The sequence below is a fragment of the Negativicutes bacterium genome, from assembly GCA_018052945.1.
GTDB lineage: Bacteria > Bacillota > Negativicutes > JAGPMH01 > JAGPMH01 > JAGPMH01.
In genome coordinates this window covers 1-2,580 of the sequence record JAGPMH010000086.1, presented here as the reverse complement: position 1 = coordinate 2,580, position 2,580 = coordinate 1, and the positions used below count along the sequence as shown (strand labels likewise).

Here is a 2,580-nt window from a genome sequence, read left to right as displayed (position 1 = left end):
TTTAGCATTAATTTATTTCTTTAAAATTTTTGCTAAATCTTGATCAGCAGTGGAAATTGGTGAGACTTGGAAGTTTTCTACTAAGAAATTTAGAATATTAGGTGAGACAAAGGCTGGTAATGATGGGCCGATATAAATGTTTTTAATGCCAAGGTGCAATAAAGTTAATAATATACAAACAGCTTTTTGCTCATACCAAGATAATACTAAAGATAGTGGTAAATCATTAACCGAACAATTAAAAGCTTCTGCTAAGGCTACAGCAACTTTAATGGCGCTATAAGCATCATTACATTGTCCCATGTCCATAATGCGAGGCAATCCTTCAATATCACCTAAATCTAAATCATTGAAACGGTACTTGCCGCAAGCTAGCGTTAAAACAATTGTGTCCGCTGGAGTTTTTTCTACTAATTCAGTATAGTAGTTACGACCTGTTTTAGCACCGTCACAACCGCCGACTAAAAAGAAGTGTTTAATTTTTCCTTCTTTTACAGCACTGACAACTTTTTCAGCGTTGGAAAGGATTGTATTCCTAGCAAAACCTGTCAATAAAGTATTACCACCATTAATTCCTGTTAAATTTTGTGGAGCATCATAGCCACCTAATTCCAAAGCTTTTTTGATAACTGGAGTAAAATCTTTTTTATCGTCAATATGAACCATTCCCGGATAAGCTACAACTTCAGTAGTGAAAACCCTGTCAGCGTAACTTGGTTTAACCGGCATTAAACAGTTAGTGGTAAACAATACAGCGCCTTTAATACTGTCAAATTCTTTCTGTTGATTTTGCCACGCAGTACCAAAATTACCTTTTAAATGTGGGTATGCTTTTAATTTTGGGTAACCATGTGCCGGTAACATTTCACTGTGAGTATAGATGTTAATGCCGGTACCTTTAGTTTGTTCTAATAAAAGATATAAATCATATAAATCATGACCGGAAACGACGATGAAAGGACCAGGCTCAATAGTAGTAGTTACTTTTGTTGGTTCAGGATTACCATAAGTTTCAGTATTAGCTTGATCTAATAATGCCATACAGGCTAAATTAACTTCACCCGTTTTAAGAACTAGCGGTAATAAATCATCAACTGTTAAATCTTTAGCAATAGCACTTAATGCTTCGTAAAAGAAATTGTCGACAATTTCGTCTTTATAGCCTAAAACCATTGCGTGATAAGCGTAAGCGGCAATTCCTTTTAAGCCGAATAAAATTAATGATTTTAAAGAACGAATATCTTCGTTATCATGCCATAAGTAATCCATTTTATAAGGAGTAATAGCGCTAGGATCAAAGTTTTTTATAACTTCATTAACGTTAGCAATTTCTACAGCTAATTTATCATCATCAAAACTTACATTAGTGATAGTTGTAAATAAACCACTAATAAGCATTTTGGTTGTATTTTCATTTTTCTGATTTTGAGTGACTTTCGCCAAAGATATTAAAGCGGTGATTAAATCATCTTGTAGATTAGATGTTGTCGCTTGTTTTCCGCAAGCTCCTGTCATACCTGTACAGCCTACCCCACCTACTGTTTGTTCACATTGAAAGCAAAACATGTTTTCCATTTGTAAAACCTCCTGATTTTTTTATTTAGAGTTTATTTTTCCCTTGCCTTAAACTATAATGAGTAATAAAGAAAAAATCGGTTGCATTTGCAACAAAGGAGCAAAGATGAAAAAATATTTTAATTTTATAAAAGACAATCCGTTGTTTAATGGCATGGAAGAAACGGAAATTAACGCAATTTTACAATGTAGCGGAGCTTTTAGTAAAAAATATCAAAAAAATGATATTATAATTCATACTGAAGATGAAATTAAGAATATTGGTTTAATCTTAAATGGGAAAATTGAAATAATTAGAGAAGATTTTTGGGGTAATCGAAATATAATTGCAAATTTAGGTAACGGAGATTTGTTTGCGGAAACTTTTTCTTGTGCGGGGGTAATGATTAGCCCTGTTACTGTGGTTAGTTTAGTAGAAAGTGAAGTCTTGTTTTTTAATTATGATAGGATTATTACTACTTGCAGTGAAAATTGTAAATTTCATAATTCTTTAATAAAAAATATGCTGAAAATATTAGCACAACGCAATATGTTATTGAATTCAAAAATAAACTTATTATCACAGCGGACAATTAGAGAAAAGCTTTTAAGCTATTTTTCAATGATCATAATGCAAAATAAAAGCAAAAAATTTAGAATTCCATTTTCACGAAATCAATTAGCAGAATTTATTTGTGTTGATCGCAGTGCTTTATCAAGAGAATTATCAAAGATGAAAGAAGAAGGTTTACTTAAGTTTGAAAAAGATGATTTTGAATTACTGATATAATGATATTTTATATTTAACAAAAAAAATCGAAATATAATATTGACAAGCATTAGTAAGTAGTGTAATATAATAAAAGTCGCTAGCGAACAGCGCTGACGACAACAAAAAGAAAAAGATTTGTGTTGACAACGACCTGGTGGTTGTGTTAATATAAATGAGCTGTCACAAACAGCGGGTGTTCTTTGAAAACTAAACAATGTAGAGAAATTAATGCCAGATGTGCGGGTTCATCGATA

The 2,580-nt window shown here is 32.0% G+C and carries 2 protein-coding genes; one reads left to right on the top strand and one right to left on the bottom strand.

Features of this window, described 5'->3' with window-relative positions:
- Positions 1-12: 12 nt before the first annotated feature.
- A complete protein-coding gene (hcp, locus tag KBI38_08290) occupies positions 13-1,575 on the bottom strand; it encodes a hydroxylamine reductase (GenBank protein ID MBP8630040.1) in 1,563 nt (520 codons plus the stop codon).
- Between the two features lie 106 nt (positions 1,576-1,681).
- Between hcp and KBI38_08285 the strand changes: the two genes are divergently transcribed.
- Positions 1,682-2,344, top strand: a complete 663-nt coding sequence (locus KBI38_08285) for a Crp/Fnr family transcriptional regulator (protein ID MBP8630039.1) — start codon at positions 1,682-1,684, stop codon at positions 2,342-2,344.
- The last annotated feature ends 236 nt before the right edge of the window (positions 2,345-2,580 follow it).

What these genes read in the sequence shown, in the direction of transcription:
- hcp (MBP8630040.1), bottom strand. Translation starts at nt 1,575, where the DNA reads ATGGAAAACATGTTTTGCTTTCAATGTGAACAAACAGTAGGTGGGGTA.
- KBI38_08285 (MBP8630039.1), top strand. Translation starts at nt 1,682, where the DNA reads ATGAAAAAATATTTTAATTTTATAAAAGACAATCCGTTGTTTAATGGC.